This window comes from Streptomyces sp. NPDC005402 (assembly GCF_040606575.1).
Taxonomy (GTDB): Bacteria; Actinomycetota; Actinomycetes; order Streptomycetales; family Streptomycetaceae; genus Streptomyces.
This window is the reverse complement of the sequence record NZ_JBEXFB010000003.1, coordinates 270,717-286,366: the sequence shown is the minus strand read 5'-3', so window position 1 is coordinate 286,366 and position 15,650 is coordinate 270,717. Positions and strand designations below refer to the sequence as shown.

The 15,650-nt window shown below is 66.6% G+C and carries 22 protein-coding genes; 20 read left to right on the top strand and 2 right to left on the bottom strand.

Annotated elements, in window-relative coordinates; all coding sequences use genetic code 11:
* The first annotated feature begins 289 nt into the window (after window positions 1-289).
* From rpsL to tuf, 4 genes are all read left to right on the top strand, one after another.
* The gene (rpsL, locus tag ABZT02_RS07225) at window positions 290-661 is read left to right on the top strand and encodes a 30S ribosomal protein S12 (protein WP_003948652.1); all 372 of its coding nucleotides are present in this window, start codon (window positions 290-292) and stop codon (window positions 659-661) included.
* Between the two features lie 3 nt (window positions 662-664).
* Window positions 665-1,135, top strand: a complete 471-nt coding sequence (gene rpsG, locus ABZT02_RS07220; RefSeq protein ID WP_007384059.1) for a 30S ribosomal protein S7 — start codon at window positions 665-667, stop codon at window positions 1,133-1,135.
* Window positions 1,136-1,174: 39 nt separating this feature from the next.
* The gene (gene fusA / locus ABZT02_RS07215; RefSeq protein WP_355741517.1) at window positions 1,175-3,301 is read left to right on the top strand and encodes an elongation factor G; all 2,127 of its coding nucleotides are present in this window, start codon (window positions 1,175-1,177) and stop codon (window positions 3,299-3,301) included.
* Window positions 3,302-3,455: 154 nt separating this feature from the next.
* The gene (gene tuf, locus ABZT02_RS07210; protein ID WP_355741519.1) at window positions 3,456-4,649 is read left to right on the top strand and encodes an elongation factor Tu; all 1,194 of its coding nucleotides are present in this window, start codon (window positions 3,456-3,458) and stop codon (window positions 4,647-4,649) included.
* A gap of 87 nt (window positions 4,650-4,736) precedes the next feature.
* Here tuf and ABZT02_RS07205 read toward each other — a convergent pair whose 3' ends face one another.
* Window positions 4,737-5,204, bottom strand: a complete 468-nt coding sequence (locus ABZT02_RS07205; protein WP_356015078.1) for a hypothetical protein — start codon at window positions 5,202-5,204, stop codon at window positions 4,737-4,739.
* A gap of 222 nt (window positions 5,205-5,426) precedes the next feature.
* Between ABZT02_RS07205 and ABZT02_RS07200 the strand changes: the two genes are divergently transcribed.
* From ABZT02_RS07200 to ABZT02_RS07190, 3 genes are all read left to right on the top strand, one after another.
* Window positions 5,427-6,626: an acyltransferase gene (locus ABZT02_RS07200; RefSeq protein ID WP_356015076.1), complete on the top strand. Its 1,200-nt coding sequence runs from the start codon at window positions 5,427-5,429 to the stop codon at window positions 6,624-6,626.
* Between the two features lie 74 nt (window positions 6,627-6,700).
* Entirely contained in the window at window positions 6,701-7,054 is a 354-nt protein-coding gene (locus ABZT02_RS07195; protein ID WP_356015074.1) for a hypothetical protein, read from the top strand.
* A gap of 72 nt (window positions 7,055-7,126) precedes the next feature.
* A complete protein-coding gene (locus ABZT02_RS07190) occupies window positions 7,127-7,954 on the top strand; it encodes a hypothetical protein (RefSeq protein ID WP_356015071.1) in 828 nt (275 codons plus the stop codon).
* A gap of 169 nt (window positions 7,955-8,123) precedes the next feature.
* Here the strand turns inward: ABZT02_RS07190 and ABZT02_RS07185 are convergent, their stop codons facing one another.
* Complete coding sequence (locus ABZT02_RS07185; protein ID WP_356015069.1) at window positions 8,124-8,390, bottom strand: hypothetical protein; 267 nt, start codon at window positions 8,388-8,390, stop codon at window positions 8,124-8,126.
* A 104-nt stretch (window positions 8,391-8,494) separates the two neighbouring features.
* On the opposite strand from ABZT02_RS07185, the gene ABZT02_RS07180 reads away from it, so the two are divergent.
* From ABZT02_RS07180 to rplN, 13 genes are all read left to right on the top strand, one after another.
* A complete protein-coding gene (locus ABZT02_RS07180; protein WP_356015067.1) occupies window positions 8,495-9,346 on the top strand; it encodes a hypothetical protein in 852 nt (283 codons plus the stop codon).
* A gap of 451 nt (window positions 9,347-9,797) precedes the next feature.
* Window positions 9,798-10,106 carry a 30S ribosomal protein S10 gene (gene rpsJ, locus ABZT02_RS07175; RefSeq protein WP_003948644.1) on the top strand — a complete coding sequence of 103 codons (309 nt, stop codon included), beginning with the start codon at window positions 9,798-9,800 and terminating at the stop codon, window positions 10,104-10,106.
* A gap of 17 nt (window positions 10,107-10,123) precedes the next feature.
* Window positions 10,124-10,768 (top strand): 50S ribosomal protein L3, encoded by a 645-nt coding sequence (gene rplC, locus ABZT02_RS07170; protein WP_020135811.1) that lies wholly within the window; start codon window positions 10,124-10,126, stop codon window positions 10,766-10,768.
* Between the two features lie 5 nt (window positions 10,769-10,773).
* The gene (gene rplD / locus ABZT02_RS07165; RefSeq protein ID WP_356015065.1) at window positions 10,774-11,430 is read left to right on the top strand and encodes a 50S ribosomal protein L4; all 657 of its coding nucleotides are present in this window, start codon (window positions 10,774-10,776) and stop codon (window positions 11,428-11,430) included.
* A complete protein-coding gene (rplW, locus tag ABZT02_RS07160) occupies window positions 11,430-11,849 on the top strand; it encodes a 50S ribosomal protein L23 (protein ID WP_062047692.1) in 420 nt (139 codons plus the stop codon). Before rplD ends, rplW begins: the two co-directional genes overlap by 1 nt.
* Before the next feature lie 38 nt (window positions 11,850-11,887).
* On the top strand, window positions 11,888-12,724 hold the full coding sequence (gene rplB / locus ABZT02_RS07155; protein WP_007384068.1) for a 50S ribosomal protein L2: 837 nt from the start codon (window positions 11,888-11,890) through the stop codon (window positions 12,722-12,724).
* A gap of 12 nt (window positions 12,725-12,736) precedes the next feature.
* Window positions 12,737-13,018, top strand: coding sequence for a 30S ribosomal protein S19 (gene rpsS, locus ABZT02_RS07150; RefSeq protein ID WP_007384069.1), 282 nt, complete (start codon window positions 12,737-12,739; stop codon window positions 13,016-13,018).
* A gap of 44 nt (window positions 13,019-13,062) precedes the next feature.
* On the top strand, window positions 13,063-13,410 hold the full coding sequence (rplV, locus tag ABZT02_RS07145; RefSeq protein ID WP_030619142.1) for a 50S ribosomal protein L22: 348 nt from the start codon (window positions 13,063-13,065) through the stop codon (window positions 13,408-13,410).
* Window positions 13,410-14,246: a 30S ribosomal protein S3 gene (gene rpsC / locus ABZT02_RS07140; protein ID WP_069762817.1), complete on the top strand. Its 837-nt coding sequence runs from the start codon at window positions 13,410-13,412 to the stop codon at window positions 14,244-14,246. Before rplV ends, rpsC begins: the two co-directional genes overlap by 1 nt.
* A gap of 5 nt (window positions 14,247-14,251) precedes the next feature.
* Complete coding sequence (gene rplP / locus ABZT02_RS07135) at window positions 14,252-14,671, top strand: 50S ribosomal protein L16 (protein ID WP_004927269.1); 420 nt, start codon at window positions 14,252-14,254, stop codon at window positions 14,669-14,671.
* A complete protein-coding gene (gene rpmC, locus ABZT02_RS07130) occupies window positions 14,671-14,895 on the top strand; it encodes a 50S ribosomal protein L29 (protein ID WP_005481220.1) in 225 nt (74 codons plus the stop codon). The genes rplP and rpmC overlap by 1 nt, the downstream gene beginning before the upstream one ends.
* Complete coding sequence (rpsQ, locus tag ABZT02_RS07125; protein WP_007384073.1) at window positions 14,895-15,182, top strand: 30S ribosomal protein S17; 288 nt, start codon at window positions 14,895-14,897, stop codon at window positions 15,180-15,182. The genes rpmC and rpsQ overlap by 1 nt, the downstream gene beginning before the upstream one ends.
* 97 nt (window positions 15,183-15,279) lie before the next feature.
* On the top strand, window positions 15,280-15,648 hold the full coding sequence (rplN, locus tag ABZT02_RS07120; RefSeq protein ID WP_003998823.1) for a 50S ribosomal protein L14: 369 nt from the start codon (window positions 15,280-15,282) through the stop codon (window positions 15,646-15,648).
* Window positions 15,649-15,650 lie beyond the last annotated feature (2 nt).

Below are 15,650 nucleotides of genomic sequence, written 5' to 3'. Positions count from 1 at the left end.
AAGATCGTCCACGGCGTTGGGGCTTGACATCGACCGGTCCGGGATGGTGTCGCCGTCCATCTGTTTTGACCGCAGCGAATGAGCTGGGTACGCTCAGACCTTGTGCCTGGGGTGTGCCCTGGCTTCCGTGCGTGCCTTGAACCGCACTAGGGGGCCGTGAGCGGCCACCGTAATCTGCGCCCTTTTCGCCTTGCGGCGGGAGTCCGCCGGATTCGACACACCCGACCGCGTGGGTCGGCGAGTGTTTCAGGTTAGCTTCACCATTCGGCACACAGAAACCGGAGAAGTAGTGCCTACGATCCAGCAGCTGGTCCGGAAGGGCCGGCAGGACAAGGTCGAGAAGAACAAGACGCCCGCACTCGAGGGTTCTCCTCAGCGTCGTGGCGTCTGCACGCGTGTGTTCACGACCACCCCGAAGAAGCCGAACTCGGCCCTGCGTAAGGTCGCGCGTGTGCGTCTGACCAGCGGGATCGAGGTCACTGCTTACATTCCGGGTGAGGGACACAACCTGCAGGAGCACTCCATCGTGCTCGTGCGTGGCGGTCGTGTGAAGGACCTGCCCGGTGTTCGCTACAAGATCATCCGCGGTTCGCTTGACACCCAGGGTGTCAAGAACCGCAAGCAGGCCCGCAGCCGCTACGGCGCCAAGAAGGAGAAGTAGAAAATGCCTCGTAAGGGCCCCGCCCCGAAGCGCCCGGTCATCATCGACCCGGTCTACGGTTCTCCTCTTGTCACCTCCCTGATCAACAAGGTGCTGCTGAACGGCAAGCGCTCCACCGCCGAGCGCATCGTGTACGGCGCCATGGAGGGCCTGCGCGAGAAGACCAGCAACGACCCGGTCATCACGCTCAAGCGCGCGCTCGAGAACATCAAGCCCACCCTTGAGGTCAAGTCCCGCCGTGTCGGTGGCGCCACCTACCAGGTGCCGGTCGAGGTCAAGCCCGGCCGCGCCAACACCCTGGCGCTGCGCTGGCTCGTCGGTTACTCCCGCGCCCGTCGCGAGAAGACCATGACCGAGCGTCTGCTCAACGAGCTTCTCGACGCCTCGAACGGCCTCGGCGCGGCCGTCAAGAAGCGCGAGGACACGCACAAGATGGCCGAGTCCAACAAGGCCTTCGCGCACTACCGCTGGTAGTCGCAGACCCCATCGAGACCGAGAGAAGACTGAAGCCTTATGGCTACCACTTCGCTTGACCTGGCCAGGGTCCGCAACATTGGGATCATGGCCCACATCGACGCGGGCAAGACGACCACCACCGAGCGGATCCTGTTCTACACCGGCGTTTCGTACAAGATCGGTGAGGTCCACGACGGCGCCGCCACCATGGACTGGATGGAGCAGGAGCAGGAGCGTGGCATCACGATCACCTCTGCTGCCACCACCTGTCACTGGCCGCTTGAGGGCGTCGACCACACCATCAACATCATCGACACCCCGGGTCACGTCGACTTCACCGTCGAGGTGGAGCGTTCGCTCCGCGTTCTCGACGGTGCCGTGACGGTGTTCGACGGCGTTGCCGGTGTGGAGCCGCAGTCCGAGACGGTGTGGCGTCAGGCCGACCGTTACGGCGTGCCCCGTATCTGCTTCGTCAACAAGCTGGACCGTACCGGCGCCGAGTTCCACCGCTGCGTGGACATGATCTCGGACCGTCTGGGCGCCCAGCCGCTCGTCATGCAGCTGCCGATCGGCGCCGAGGCCGACTTCAAGGGTGTCATCGACCTCGTCACCATGAAGGCGCTCGTGTGGTCCGCCGAGGCGGCCAAGGGCGAGATGTACGACACCGTCGACATCCCGGCCACGCACACCGAGGCTGCCGAGGAGTACCGCGGCAAGCTCATCGAGGCCGTCGCGGAGAACGACGAAGAGATCATGGAGCTGTACCTGGAGGGCGAGGAGCCTTCCGTGGAGCAGCTGTACGCCGCGATCCGTCGTATCACCATCGCGTCCGGCAAGTCCAAGGACACCACGGTCACCCCGGTGTTCTGTGGCACCGCGTTCAAGAACAAGGGCGTCCAGCCCCTGCTCGACGCGGTCGTGCGCTACCTCCCGACCCCGCTTGACGTCGAGGCCATCGAAGGCCACGACGTGAAGGACCCCGAGGTCGTGATCAAGCGCAAGCCGTCCGACGAGGAGCCGCTGTCGGCGCTGGCGTTCAAGATCATGAGCGACCCGCACCTCGGCAAGCTCACCTTCGTCCGGATCTACTCCGGTCGCCTGGAGTCCGGCACCGCGGTGCTGAACTCCGTCAAGGGCAAGAAGGAGCGCATCGGCAAGATCTACCGCATGCACGCGAACAAGCGTGAGGAGATCGAGTCGGTGGGCGCCGGCGACATCGTCGCCGTCATGGGCCTGAAGCAGACCACCACCGGTGAGACGCTGTCCGACGACAAGCAGCCGGTGATCCTGGAGTCCATGGACTTCCCGGCGCCGGTCATCCAGGTCGCCATCGAGCCCAAGTCCAAGGGTGACCAGGAGAAGCTGGGTGTCGCCATCCAGCGTCTCGCGGAGGAGGACCCCTCCTTCCAGGTCCACTCGGACGAGGAGACCGGCCAGACCATCATCGGTGGTATGGGCGAGCTGCACCTCGAGGTGCTGGTCGACCGTATGCGCCGTGAGTTCAAGGTCGAGGCCAACGTCGGTAAGCCGCAGGTCGCCTACCGTGAGACGATCCGCAAGGCCGTCGAGCGCGTGGACTACACCCACAAGAAGCAGACCGGTGGTACCGGTCAGTTCGCCAAGGTGCAGATCGCGATCGAGCCCATCGAGGGCGGCGACGCCTCGTACGAGTTCGTGAACAAGGTCACCGGTGGCCGTATCCCGAAGGAGTACATCCCTTCGGTGGACGCCGGTGCGCAGGAGGCCATGCAGTTCGGCATCCTCGCGGGCTACGAGATGACGGGCGTCCGCGTCACGCTCATCGACGGTGGCTACCACGAGGTCGACTCCTCGGAGCTCGCCTTCAAGATCGCCGGTTCGCAGGCCTTCAAGGAGGCCGCGCGCAAGGCCAGCCCTGTGCTCCTTGAGCCGATGATGGCCGTCGAGGTCACCACGCCCGAGGACTACATGGGTGAGGTCATCGGCGACATCAACTCCCGTCGTGGCCAGATCCAGGCCATGGAGGAGCGGGCCGGTGCCCGCATCGTGAAGGGCCTCGTGCCCCTCTCGGAGATGTTCGGCTACGTCGGAGACCTCCGCAGCAAGACGTCGGGTCGCGCAAGCTACTCGATGCAGTTCGACTCCTACGCCGAGGTTCCGCGGAACGTCGCCGAGGAGATCATCGCGAAGGCCAAGGGCGAGTAACGCACCGCGTTCGCACGCTTTAGGCTTGACTCCGGAGCCCGGAGGGGCATTCACCCGCGTTTGTGGGGGAGTGCCCCCGGGCCGAGGCTTTCCAGCAAAGATCACCTGGCGCCGATGAAGCAAGGCGTTCAGAACCACTCCACAGGAGGACCCCGTGGCGAAGGCGAAGTTCGAGCGGACTAAGCCCCACGTCAACATCGGCACCATTGGTCACATCGACCACGGTAAGACGACCCTTACGGCCGCCATTACCAAGGTGCTGCACGACGCGTACCCGGACCTGAACGAGGCCTCGGCCTTCGACCAGATCGACAAGGCTCCCGAGGAGCGCCAGCGCGGTATCACCATCTCGATCGCGCACGTCGAGTACCAGACCGAGACGCGTCACTACGCCCACGTCGACTGCCCCGGTCACGCGGACTACATCAAGAACATGATCACGGGTGCGGCGCAGATGGACGGCGCCATCCTCGTGGTCGCCGCCACCGACGGCCCGATGCCGCAGACCAAGGAGCACGTGCTCCTGGCCCGCCAGGTCGGCGTCCCCTACATCGTCGTCGCCCTGAACAAGGCCGACATGGTGGACGACGAGGAGATCCTGGAGCTCGTCGAGCTCGAGGTGCGTGAGCTCCTCTCCGAGTACGAGTTCCCGGGCGACGACGTTCCGGTCGTCAAGGTCTCGGCGCTCAAGGCGCTCGAGGGCGACAAGGAGTGGGGCCAGTCGGTCCTGGACCTCATGGCCGCCGTCGACGAGGCGATCCCGCAGCCCGAGCGTGACGTCGACAAGCCGTTCCTGATGCCGATCGAGGACGTCTTCACGATCACCGGTCGTGGCACCGTCGTCACCGGTCGTATCGAGCGTGGTGTCCTCAAGGTCAACGAGACCGTCGACATCATCGGTATCAAGACCGAGAAGACCACCACCACGGTCACCGGCATCGAGATGTTCCGCAAGCTGCTCGACGAGGGCCAGGCCGGTGAGAACGTCGGTCTGCTCCTCCGTGGCATCAAGCGCGAGGACGTCGAGCGCGGCCAGGTCATCATCAAGCCGGGTTCGGTCACGCCGCACACCCAGTTCGAGGCCCAGGCCTACATCCTGTCCAAGGACGAGGGTGGCCGCCACACGCCGTTCTTCAACAACTACCGTCCGCAGTTCTACTTCCGGACGACGGACGTGACCGGCGTGGTGACCCTCCCCGAGGGCACCGAGATGGTCATGCCGGGTGACAACACCGAGATGAAGGTGGAGCTCATCCAGCCCATCGCCATGGAAGAGGGCCTGAAGTTCGCCATCCGTGAGGGTGGCCGGACGGTCGGCGCCGGCCAGGTCACCAAGATCACTGCCTGATCTTGACCCGGTAGGTCTCCGAGACCCGTAGGTCTCTGAAGGGGCCCGTACGACTTCGGTCGTGCGGGCCCCTTCGCCTGTCCGGCCTCAGATGTGGGCTTGGATCTGCCGGACGGGATGCCCGAGAACCTCACCGACGGCGGCCAACTCCCGCTCGTCGAACGGCCCTCGGTCGGGATTCCATACGGCGATCTCGAACCGGGCGAACCCGCAGGGCCAGTCGTACTCCAGGGCGTCCAGCGAGGTCGCCGCCCCGCAGCAGGGGACCATGACGGCGAGGGTGGCGAACCCGTCGTCGCAGTGGGCCTCGATCAGATCCCGGTACCACTCGGGGTCGATCGCCGCCCCGCAGGCCGGGCAGCCGATCTTCGTCAGGTTCTCGCCGCAGTCGACGGCGGTGACCGTGTCGTACCAGTCGGCGTCGATCTCGGTGTCGAGCCCGCCGTCGTCCTCGGGGGCGAGGCGGGTCACGAGCGCCGCGGCGCGGTCGCCGGCCTCGTGGTCGGGCTGCCAGTACGGGTCGGTCGGGATGACCGAGTAGACGGTGTCACTCATGGCCGAGATCATCGGGGCGGACGGGGCGTCGAGGCAAGACGTCAAGTGAAGCCTCGGGGAACTCTTCGAAGCGGCTCGGCGAGATGTGCGGCAACTCCCCGCCACCGGTGGGAGGAATGTTCCTGTCTGGCCGCTGTGGGGTGGTGGTGAGGGTCGTAGCCTGAGGCGTCCGGTGGCCACTCCCGGCCCGGGATTCCCTCGTGAGGACGGACGGACACGCAGGTGTCGATGCAGGAAGCGGAGCGCAGAAGGCCGATACCGCGACGGGTCGTCGGCGGCCTGCAGCAGCCGCTTCCGCCCCTCGCCGTGCCCACCCCGGCGCGGCAGCCTGTTCCGCGCCCCGCCGTACGCGACCGCGCCGGCCGTCGGCTGTACGCCATCGACGGCATCCGGCTCCTCGCCGCCCTGATGGTCGCCGTGCACCACTACGCCGGCACCCACCGCGTCGACCAGCCCGGCAACCGCATCTGGGACCGCCCGGTCTCCGACATCATGCCGACGGTGTTCCGGTTCGCCTCCTACGGCTGGATCGGCGTCGAGATCTTCTTCGTGATCAGCGGCTTCGTGATCTGCATGTCCTGCTGGGGCCGTAGCCCACGGCAGTTCTTCACCTCACGGGTGATCCGGCTGTACCCGGCGTACTGGTTCGCCATCGTCTTCACCACGGCCGTCCTGATCGCCCTGCCGGGCGTGTGGGACCGCCTGCGCACCCGCGACGTCCTCCTCAACTTCACGATGCTCCAGTCCGGTTCGGGCGTCATGAACGTCGACGGCGTCTACTGGACGCTCTGGTCGGAGCTCCGCTTCTACCTCCTCTTCCTGGTCGTCGTGTGGAGCGGCCTGACCTACCGCAAGGTCGTCGTCTTCTGCTGTGTGTGGGGCGCCGCGGCCATGCTCGCCCCGATCTCCAAGCTCCCCCTGCTGGAACTGGTCGCCAACCCGGAGGGCGCCTGGTACTTCATCGCGGGCCTCTCCCTGTACCTGATGCACCGCTTCGGGCAGGACCTGCTGCTGTGGGGCATCCTCGCGATGGCCTGGCTGATGGGCCAGCGTGAACTGGGCATCCGGATCGACGAGGTCGAGCACGTGTCGGGGTGGCGGGGGAGCGTGGCCGTCTTCACCGTGTTCCTGCTCGCCATGGTGGCCATCGCCCTCGGCGCCACCGACCGCATCCGCTGGAAATGGCTGGTGACGGCCGGGGCCCTGACGTACCCCCTCTACCTCATGCACTACGCGGCGGGCACGGCCGTGATCAACCGCCTCCGCGACACGATGGACGCCCGCCTCCTGATCGCCTCCGTCATCGCCGGCTTCATGCTGCTGAGCTGGCTGGTGCACCGGTTCGTGGAACGGCCGGCGGCGCGGCTGCTGAAGCGGGGGCTGGACACGTCGTTCGCGCGACTGCGGAACGCCGGGGCCTGAACCCCGTACGACGACCCGGGCGACTGAGTACGAACGCTCATGCGACCGCACGCGCCGGGCGCTGTGATGGACCCATGCCGGACCTCACACTCGACGACGACCGCGCGACCGGCGCCTGGGTCGCCCCGCTGCTCTCGACACTCCTCACCGTGCCCGCGTGTCTGTTCGCCTACCTCGTCGGCGGCCTTTCCGCGATGGCCTGCGACTCCTGCTCCGCCCCCGAGGCCGACCGCTTCGAGTCCAGCTTCGGCATCGCCTTCCCGGTGCTGCTCGGGGGGTTGGGCATCGCCCTGTTCCTGCTGGCGGCCGGATGGGCCCTGCCGTGGGAACGCCGCAACTCGGCCCGCCGAGTGGGGCTCGCACTGGCAGCACCGGCGCTGGTGCCGGTGGTGTACGTCGTGTTCGCGGTGTTGGTGGACTGGCCGTAACCCATGTGAAAGTCATGTTCAGGTCATGGGATAATCTGCCCGCTCCTTACCCACACCACGAAATAGGTGGTAATGACCACTGGCAGACGTACGGCCACCGGGGCGGCGCTCGTGGGGGCGCTGGCCCTCACCCTCCTGACCGCCCCGGCGGCCCAGGCCCAGGACACCGGCATCAAGGTGTCCGACATCGTCATCAACAAGGGCAAGCCGATCGTGGTCGGCACGACCAAGCCGGTCGAGCCGTCCCTCACCTTCAAGATCACCCTGCCGTCCGGGTACAGCACCAGCGACCCGTTCCGGTACGACGCGTTCCCCTTCCTCTACCGCGGAGATCTGAAGCACGCGGTCGACACCGGGGACAACTACATCGGTCCGGGCGGCTACACCTGCTACGAGCGGAGCGACAAGAAGGCCGACTGCGAGGGGTCCCTCTACATCGACCCTCATCCGAGCCGGGACCACGTCGACTCCAACAGTGACGCCACCACCTGGAAGACGGCCGTCTCCCTGTTCTTGTTCAAGGCCAATGGCAACCTCGCGGCTCACGAGCTCGAGACCCGGTCCCTGACGGTCCGGCTCAAGCGGGCGGCGAAGGTCACCGTGAACGCCTCGCCGGAACCGGTGGTCAAGGGTAAGAAGATCACCGTCACCGGCAAGCTCACCCGCGCCGACTGGGCGACCAAGAAGTACGGGGCCTACGGCGGCCGTTCGGTCAGCCTCCAGTTCCGCGAGACGGGCACCAACTCCTTCGTCACGGTCAAGAAGGTCACGACGAGCAGCACCGGAGCCCTGAAGACCACGGTCACCGCCGCGAAGGACGGGACCTGGCGCTGGTCGTACGGCGGCAACGACACGACGGGGGCCACGACGAGCGGCGGGGACCACGTCGACGTGCGCTGACATCGTCGACGCGGGTGGAACGGACGTCGTCCCACGGGCTCGCCGACTGCACGGTGGACCTCGGCACCGACGATCTGAGCATCGTCGCCGAACGGGACCCGTACAGGTCCCGGGCACAGGCCGAGGTCCGCTCGTCGCGCCGATCAGGTCCTGATCCCGCAGAGCACGTCTACGAGGGCGGCGCCGTGTCGCCGACGAGTCGCAGCGTGGGGCGCTCCGGGGCGAACTCACCGATCTGGAGTGCCGCCTCGCGCCACTGCGCGATGAGTTCGAGCAGGCCTTCGCTGTCTTGGCGGTAGCCGGGCGGCGGATCACCGGAACGTGGTGGGCCGCGATGCGGTGGGGCGGCTGCTCGACCGCGCCAGATCAACCGGGCGGCGCGCGGAGACGCCGCGGAGTACGGCCCCCGGCCGGTGCGGCGGTTGCGGCGAGGCAAGCGGCCGGAACGTGTTCGTGCGATGACGCGGGGTCGTCCTCACCCCGTTGCCGCCCTACCATCCGGAGTAGCGGTGACACCGCTCAGCTGCGTAAGGGGGGACCGTGGCGACGCAGATCATCGTTACCCTGATCACTGCTCTGGGTGGCCTGCTGTGCGCGCTCGTCGCATCGAGACGCAAGTCCAGCCGGGATGTCACCACCGAATTCGTCGGCGAACAATTGAAGAACCTGACCGATTACTCGGCTCGCGTGCGGCACGCGGCCAAGATTGCCTATCACGGCTGCAAGGACAACATGCGGTTGCTCCGGCGGGTGGGGAGCGTCGAGTCCGCAGAGGCGGACAGGGTCTTTCGGGCATTTGATGAACAACTGAGCCGGAGCGACAACGGCAAGATCGACACCACTGTGCACGAGCACTTCCGTACGTACGACCGTTTCGTCGAGGAATTCCGGGACAGACTGGGCACCCTGTGCGAAAGGCTCGCCAAACCCCATCGCGTCACGGACTCCACTCGCCTGCAGTGGTTGGAATCGGACCTGAACCGGCTCTGGTCTCTGTTGGGTCAGCTGGACGAGCAGTTCCAGTTCAGCATCAACGGGTATCTCTCGGGGCCTGGTGCCGTTCTCCCCTCCAGTCAGCGGCGCAGGCTCCTGCGTGATATGGAGCGCTTCTACCGGCGTCGAGGTCGGGCCGACCGGACCACTGTCGACAGCCGTCCCGAGGAGCCGCCCGGGGCCATCACGCCATCGGCTGCTCCGGAGGGAGGAGTGCACCCGCGCGATCGGAACGACAGCTCCCCCACGCCGTGCGGTCACTGTGTATGGCGCTGTCCGCATGCGCCTGTCCTCCCAGGCGCTGACGATGTGAGCGACTCCGGCTCTCGGGACGCCTCGGCGCTTCCCGTGATCGCCCCGGACGCCGATCATCCCGCCCTGGGCGCAGGGGCCGGCTGAGCCGGGCGGGCGACGTCGATCCCGTCGGCGATAGGCCGGGTGTTTGAGCTGCGTCACTCTAGGGGTAAGGTCTCCGGCTCGATTGGCCACGGCCCTGTCCCGTATGGCAGACTAGCGGGGTTGCTCGGTCGAGTGTTGATGCTGCGCGCCTCCCGCCGGGAGGACCGGAAGCGAGTCCCACAGTACTCGTCGTTCCAACTGCCTTATGGCAGCGCTGGGACGGACGTACGGGAATCTTTCGGGAAGTGTCAGTGCGGCGCCGGCCAGGCACCCGGTGGGCTTCTGCCCCCGGCCTGCGGTTCCGGAAGGGCCGTGTGCATTCCCAGCAGGGATGTTCGAACAAGGGACATCTGTGTCAGTGGAAGTGCGACACGCCCGACCGCGTGGGTCGGAGAAGTCAACGGGAACACCGGGTTCCAGAGCTGTAGAGAGACAGGACTACTGAGTAGCCATGGCGGGACAGAAGATCCGCATCCGGCTCAAGGCCTACGACCACGAGGTCATCGACTCCTCGGCGAAGAAGATCGTCGAGACGGTGACGCGCACTGGTGCGTCGGTCGCGGGCCCGGTGCCGCTGCCCACTGAGAAGAACGTGTACTGCGTCATCAAGTCGCCGCACAAGTACAAGGACTCGCGCGAGCACTTCGAGATGCGCACGCACAAGCGCCTGATCGACATCCTCGACCCGACCCCCAAGACCGTTGACTCTCTGATGCGACTCGACCTCCCGGCCGGTGTCGACATCGAGATCAAGCTCTGAAGGCCGGTGATCTGAGAATGGCTAAGCAGATCAAGGGCATCCTGGGCGAGAAGCTCGGCATGACGCAGGTGTGGGACGAGAACAACCGTGTTGTTCCGGTCACCGTCGTCAAGGCCGGCCCCAACGTCGTGACCCAGGTCCGTACGAACGACGTCGACGGCTACGAGTCCGTCCAGATCGCGTTCGGCGAGATCGACCCGCGCAAGGTGAACAAGCCCCTCAAGGGCCACTTCGCCAAGGCCGACGTCACTCCCCGCCGCCACCTCGTCGAGATCCGTACCGCTGACGCCAGCGAGTACACCCTCGGCCAGGAGATCACCGCTGAGGTGTTCGAGGCCGGCATCAAGGTCGACGTGACCGGCAAGAGCAAGGGCAAGGGCTTCGCCGGTGTCATGAAGCGTCACAACTTCAAGGGCCTCGGCGCCGGTCACGGCACCCAGCGCAAGCACCGCTCTCCCGGTTCCATCGGTGGCTGCGCCACCCCGGGCCGCGTGTTCAAGGGCCTCCGCATGGCGGGTCGCATGGGCAACGAGCGGGTCACCACCCAGAACCTGACCGTTCACGCCGTTGACGCGGAGAAGGGCCTGCTGCTCATCAAGGGCGCGGTTCCTGGTCCGAACGGCGGCCTCGTCCTGGTCCGCACCGCGGCCAAGGGGGCCTGAGGACTATGAGCACCATTGACATTCTGTCGCCCTCCGGCGACACCGCCGGGACCGTAGAGCTCCCGGCCGAGATCTTCGACGTCGAGAAGATCAGCATCCCGCTGCTTCACCAGGTCGTCGTCGCGCAGCTGGCCGCCGCCCGTCAGGGCACGCACAAGGTCAAGCGTCGTGGCGAGGTCCGCGGTGGCGGTAAGAAGCCGTACCGCCAGAAGGGCACCGGCCGCGCCCGTCAGGGTTCGACCCGTGCGCCGCAGTTCGCCGGCGGTGGTGTCGTCCACGGCCCCACGCCGCGTGACTACTCGCAGCGGACCCCGAAGAAGATGAAGGCCGCGGCCCTGCGCCACGCCCTCACCGACCGGGCCCGCAACAACCGCATCCACGTCGTCTCCGGCGTCATCGAGGGCGAGTCGCCTTCGACGAAGGCCGCCAAGACGCTCTTCGGCAAGATCAGCGAGCGCAAGAACCTGCTGCTCGTCATCGACCGTGCCGACGAGGCCGCGTGGCTGTCCGCCCGCAACCTGCCCCAGGTCCACATCCTGGAGCCGGGCCAGCTGAACACGTACGACGTTCTCGTCTCGGACGACGTGGTCTTCACCCAGGCCGCTTTCGAGTCCTTCGTGTCTGGCCCCCAGGCCGCTGACACCGAAGGGAGCGAAGCCTGATGGCTACGCGTCACCCGAGCATTGCCTCGAAGGCTGCCAAGGCCAAGAAGGTCGCGCGCGTCGCCAAGGCGCGTCGCCACGAGGCCGAGGGCAAGAACACCGTCGTCACGCCGGCGAGCAAGGCCTTCACGGACCACCGTGACGTCCTGCTGAAGCCGGTCGTGTCCGAGAAGAGCTACGCGCTTCTCGACGAGGGCAAGTACACGTTCATCGTGGCCCCCGGCGCCAACAAGACCCAGATCAAGCAGGCCGTCCAGGCGGTCTTCTCGGTCAAGGTCACCGGGGTGAACACGATCAACCGCCAGGGCAAGCGCAAGCGGACCCGCACCGGCTTCGGCAAGCGTGCCGACAGCAAGCGCGCGATCGTGACCCTTGCCGAGGGCGACCGTATCGACATCTTCGGCGGTCCGACCGCGTAAGCGGGTCGGATCGTCCGATATCGGACGAGGACTGAGAAATGGGAATCCGCAAGTACAAGCCGACTACGCCGGGCCGTCGTGGCTCCAGCGTCGCCGACTTCGTCGAGGTCACGCGGTCCACGCCGGAGAAGTCGCTGGTCCGCCCGCTGCACAGCAAGGGCGGCCGTAACAACGCCGGTCGTGTGACCGTTCGCCACCAGGGTGGCGGACACAAGCGCGCCTACCGAGTGATCGACTTCCGTCGTCACGACAAGGACGGCGTGCCGGCGAAGGTCGCGCACATCGAGTACGACCCCAACCGCACCGCGCGCATCGCGCTGCTGCACTACGCGGACGGCGAGAAGCGCTACATCCTCGCCCCGCGCAACCTGCAGCAGGGTGACCGCGTCGAGAACGGTCCCGGGGCCGACATCAAGCCGGGCAACAACCTGGCGCTCCGCAACATCCCGGTCGGTACCACGATCCACGCGATCGAGCTCCGTCCCGGTGGCGGCGCCAAGTTCGCCCGCTCCGCCGGTGCCTCCGTGCAGCTGCTGGCGAAGGAGGGCACCATGGCCCACCTTCGTATGCCCTCCGGTGAGATCCGCCTGGTCGACCAGCGCTGCCGCGCCACGGTCGGCGAGGTCGGCAACGCCGAGCAGAGCAACATCAACTGGGGTAAGGCCGGCCGCAAGCGCTGGCTGGGCGTCCGCCCGACCGTTCGCGGTGTGGCGATGAACCCGGTTGACCACCCCCACGGTGGTGGTGAGGGCAAGACCTCCGGTGGTCGCCACCCGGTCAGCCCCTGGGGTCAGAAGGAGGGTCGTACTCGTTCGCCGAAGAAGGCTTCGAACAAGTACATCGTCCGCCGCCGCAAGACGAACAAGAAGCGCTAGGAGCGGGTTTAGATGCCGCGCAGTCTCAAGAAGGGGCCCTTCGTCGACGACCACCTGATCAAGAAGGTGGACGCCCAGAACGAAGCCGGTTCCAAGAACGTCATCAAGACCTGGTCCCGTCGCTCGATGATCGTCCCGGCCATGCTGGGCCACACGATCGCGGTGCACAACGGCAAGACCCACATCCCGGTGTTCGTCACCGAGTCGATGGTCGGCCACAAGCTCGGCGAGTTCTCGCCGACGCGCACCTTCCGGGGTCACGTCAAGGACGACCGGAAGTCGAAGCGCCGCTAAACGCGGATCGCATTCAGACACGTAAGTAACTGAGAGGGACAACCATGGAAGCCAGGGCCCAGGCGCGGTACATCCGCGTTACGCCCATGAAGGCCCGCCGCGTGGTGGACCTTATCCGTGGCATGGACGCCACGGAGGCTCAGGCTGTTCTGCGATTCGCTCCGCAGGCAGCCTCCGTGCCCGTCGGCAAGGTGCTCGACAGCGCCATCGCCAACGCCGCGCACAACTACGACCACACCGACGCCGACAGCCTCGTCATCTCCGAGGCGTACGTCGACGAGGGTCCGACCCTGAAGCGGTTCCGGCCGCGCGCCCAGGGCCGTGCCTACCGGATCCGCAAGCGGACCAGCCACATCACCGTGGTCGTCAGCAGCAAGGAAGGAACCCGGTAATGGGCCAGAAGGTAAACCCGCACGGGTTCCGGCTCGGCATCACCACGGACTTCAAGTCCCGTTGGTACGCCGACAAGCTGTACAAGGACTACGTCAAGGAAGACGTCGCCATCCGTCGGATGATGACGTCCGGCATGGAGCGCGCCGGTATCTCGAAGGTGGAGATCGAGCGCACCCGTGACCGCGTGCGTGTGGACATCCACACCGCTCGTCCGGGCATCGTCATCGGCCGCCGTGGCGCCGAGGCCGACCGCATCCGCGGTGACCTCGAGAAGCTCACGGGCAAGCAGGTCCAGCTGAACATCCTCGAGGTCAAGAACCCCGAGACCGACGCTCAGCTGGTTGCCCAGGCCGTCGCCGAGCAGCTCTCCTCCCGCGTCTCCTTCCGCCGCGCCATGCGTAAGAGCATGCAGTCGGCGATGAAGGCCGGCGCCAAGGGCATCAAGATCCAGTGCGGTGGCCGCCTCGGTGGCGCCGAGATGTCCCGCTCGGAGTTCTACCGCGAGGGCCGTGTGCCCCTGCACACGCTCCGCGCGAACGTGGACTACGGCTTCTTCGAGGCCAAGACGACCTTCGGCCGCATCGGTGTGAAGGTCTGGATCTACAAGGGCGATGTCAAGAACATCGCCGAGGTCCGCGCTGAGAACGCTGCCGCCCGTGCGGGTAACCGCCCGGCCCGCGGTGGCGGCGGCGCCGACCGCCCGGCCCGTGGTGGCCGTGGTGGCGGCGGCGAGCGGCGCGGTCGTAAGCCGCAGCAGGCTGCCGGCGCCGAGGCCCCCAAGGCCGAGGCTCCCGCCGCCGCCGCTCCGGCTGAGAGCACCGGAACGGAGGCCTGACCGACATGCTGATCCCCCGTAGGGTCAAGCACCGCAAGCAGCACCACCCGAAGCGCCGTGGTCAGGCCAAGGGCGGTACGACGGTCGCGTTCGGCGAGTACGGCATTCAGGCCCTCACGCCGGCGTACGTGACCAACCGCCAGATCGAGGCGGCCCGTATCGCGATGACCCGCCACATCAAGCGTGGCGGCAAGGTCTGGATCAACATCTACCCGGACCGCCCGCTCACGAAGAAGCCTGCCGAGACCCGCATGGGTTCCGGTAAGGGTTCGCCGGAGTGGTGGATCGCGAACGTGCACCCGGGCCGGGTCATGTTCGAGCTGTCCTACCCCAACGAGAAGATCGCCCGTGAGGCGCTGACTCGCGCAGCCCACAAGCTGCCGATGAAGTGCCGGATCGTCAAGCGCGAGGCAGGTGAAGCGTGATGTCGGCCGGTACCAAGGCGTCCGAGCTGCGCGAACTGGGTGACGAGGAGCTGCTGAACAAGCTCCGCGAAGCCAAGGAAGAGCTGTTCAACCTCCGCTTCCAGGCGGCGACGGGTCAGCTCGAGAACCACGGTCGGCTCAAGGCCGTCCGTAAGGACATCGCGCGGATCTACACCCTGATGCGTGAGCGCGAGCTGGGCATCGAGACGGTGGAGAGCGCCTGATGAGTGAGAGCAACGTGACTGAGCAGACTGCAGAGGCCCGCGGCTTCCGCAAGACCCGTGAGGGTCTCGTCGTCAGCGACAAGATGGACAAGACCGTCGTCGTCGCCGTCGAGGACCGCGTCAAGCACGCGCTGTACGGCAAGGTCATCCGCCGTACCAACAAGCTCAAGGCGCACGACGAGCAGAACGCTGCCGGCGTCGGCGACCGGGTCCTCCTCGCGGAGACCCGCCCGCTGTCGGCGACCAAGCGCTGGCGCGTCGTCGAGATCCTCGAGAAGGCCAAGTAATTCCTGCGGGGATCATCCCGCAGGACAGTTCCGCCAGGCTCCGGGAGCCGCTCGCTGAGCGGCTCCCGGGGAACCGGCAGACAAACAGGAGATAGACGTGATCCAGCAGGAGTCGCGACTGCGTGTCGCCGACAACACTGGTGCGAAGGAGATCCTTTGCATCCGTGTGCTCGGTGGCTCCGGTCGCCGCTACGCGGGCATCGGTGACGTCATCGTCGCCACCGTCAAGGACGCGATCCCCGGTGGCAACGTGAAGAAGGGTGACGTCGTCAAGGCGGTCATCGTTCGCACCGTCAAGGAGCGCCGCCGTCCGGACGGCTCGTACATCCGCTTCGACGAGAACGCCGCCGTCATTCTGAAGAACGACGGCGACCCTCGCGGCACCCGTATCTTCGGCCCCGTCGGCCGTGAGCTGCGCGAGAAGAAGTTCATGAAGATCATCTCGCTCGCGCCGGAGGTGCTGTAAGC

Bases quoted from the DNA above. Each gene is read 5' to 3' on its own strand.
- ABZT02_RS07205 (WP_356015078.1), bottom strand. From the start codon at position 5,204: ATGAGTGACACCGTCTACTCGGTCATCCCGACCGACCCGTACTGGCAG.
- rplD (WP_356015065.1), top strand. From the start codon at position 10,774: ATGAGCACCATTGACATTCTGTCGCCCTCCGGCGACACCGCCGGGACC.
- rpsG (WP_007384059.1), top strand. From the start codon at position 665: ATGCCTCGTAAGGGCCCCGCCCCGAAGCGCCCGGTCATCATCGACCCG.
- ABZT02_RS07190 (WP_356015071.1), top strand. From the start codon at position 7,127: ATGACCACTGGCAGACGTACGGCCACCGGGGCGGCGCTCGTGGGGGCG.
- rpmC (WP_005481220.1), top strand. From the start codon at position 14,671: ATGTCGGCCGGTACCAAGGCGTCCGAGCTGCGCGAACTGGGTGACGAG.
- rpsQ (WP_007384073.1), top strand. From the start codon at position 14,895: ATGAGTGAGAGCAACGTGACTGAGCAGACTGCAGAGGCCCGCGGCTTC.
- ABZT02_RS07195 (WP_356015074.1), top strand. From the start codon at position 6,701: ATGCCGGACCTCACACTCGACGACGACCGCGCGACCGGCGCCTGGGTC.
- fusA (WP_355741517.1), top strand. From the start codon at position 1,175: ATGGCTACCACTTCGCTTGACCTGGCCAGGGTCCGCAACATTGGGATC.
- rplP (WP_004927269.1), top strand. From the start codon at position 14,252: ATGCTGATCCCCCGTAGGGTCAAGCACCGCAAGCAGCACCACCCGAAG.
- rpsC (WP_069762817.1), top strand. From the start codon at position 13,410: ATGGGCCAGAAGGTAAACCCGCACGGGTTCCGGCTCGGCATCACCACG.
- rplB (WP_007384068.1), top strand. From the start codon at position 11,888: ATGGGAATCCGCAAGTACAAGCCGACTACGCCGGGCCGTCGTGGCTCC.
- rplW (WP_062047692.1), top strand. From the start codon at position 11,430: ATGGCTACGCGTCACCCGAGCATTGCCTCGAAGGCTGCCAAGGCCAAG.
- rplC (WP_020135811.1), top strand. From the start codon at position 10,124: ATGGCTAAGCAGATCAAGGGCATCCTGGGCGAGAAGCTCGGCATGACG.
- rpsJ (WP_003948644.1), top strand. From the start codon at position 9,798: ATGGCGGGACAGAAGATCCGCATCCGGCTCAAGGCCTACGACCACGAG.
- rpsS (WP_007384069.1), top strand. From the start codon at position 12,737: ATGCCGCGCAGTCTCAAGAAGGGGCCCTTCGTCGACGACCACCTGATC.
- rplV (WP_030619142.1), top strand. From the start codon at position 13,063: ATGGAAGCCAGGGCCCAGGCGCGGTACATCCGCGTTACGCCCATGAAG.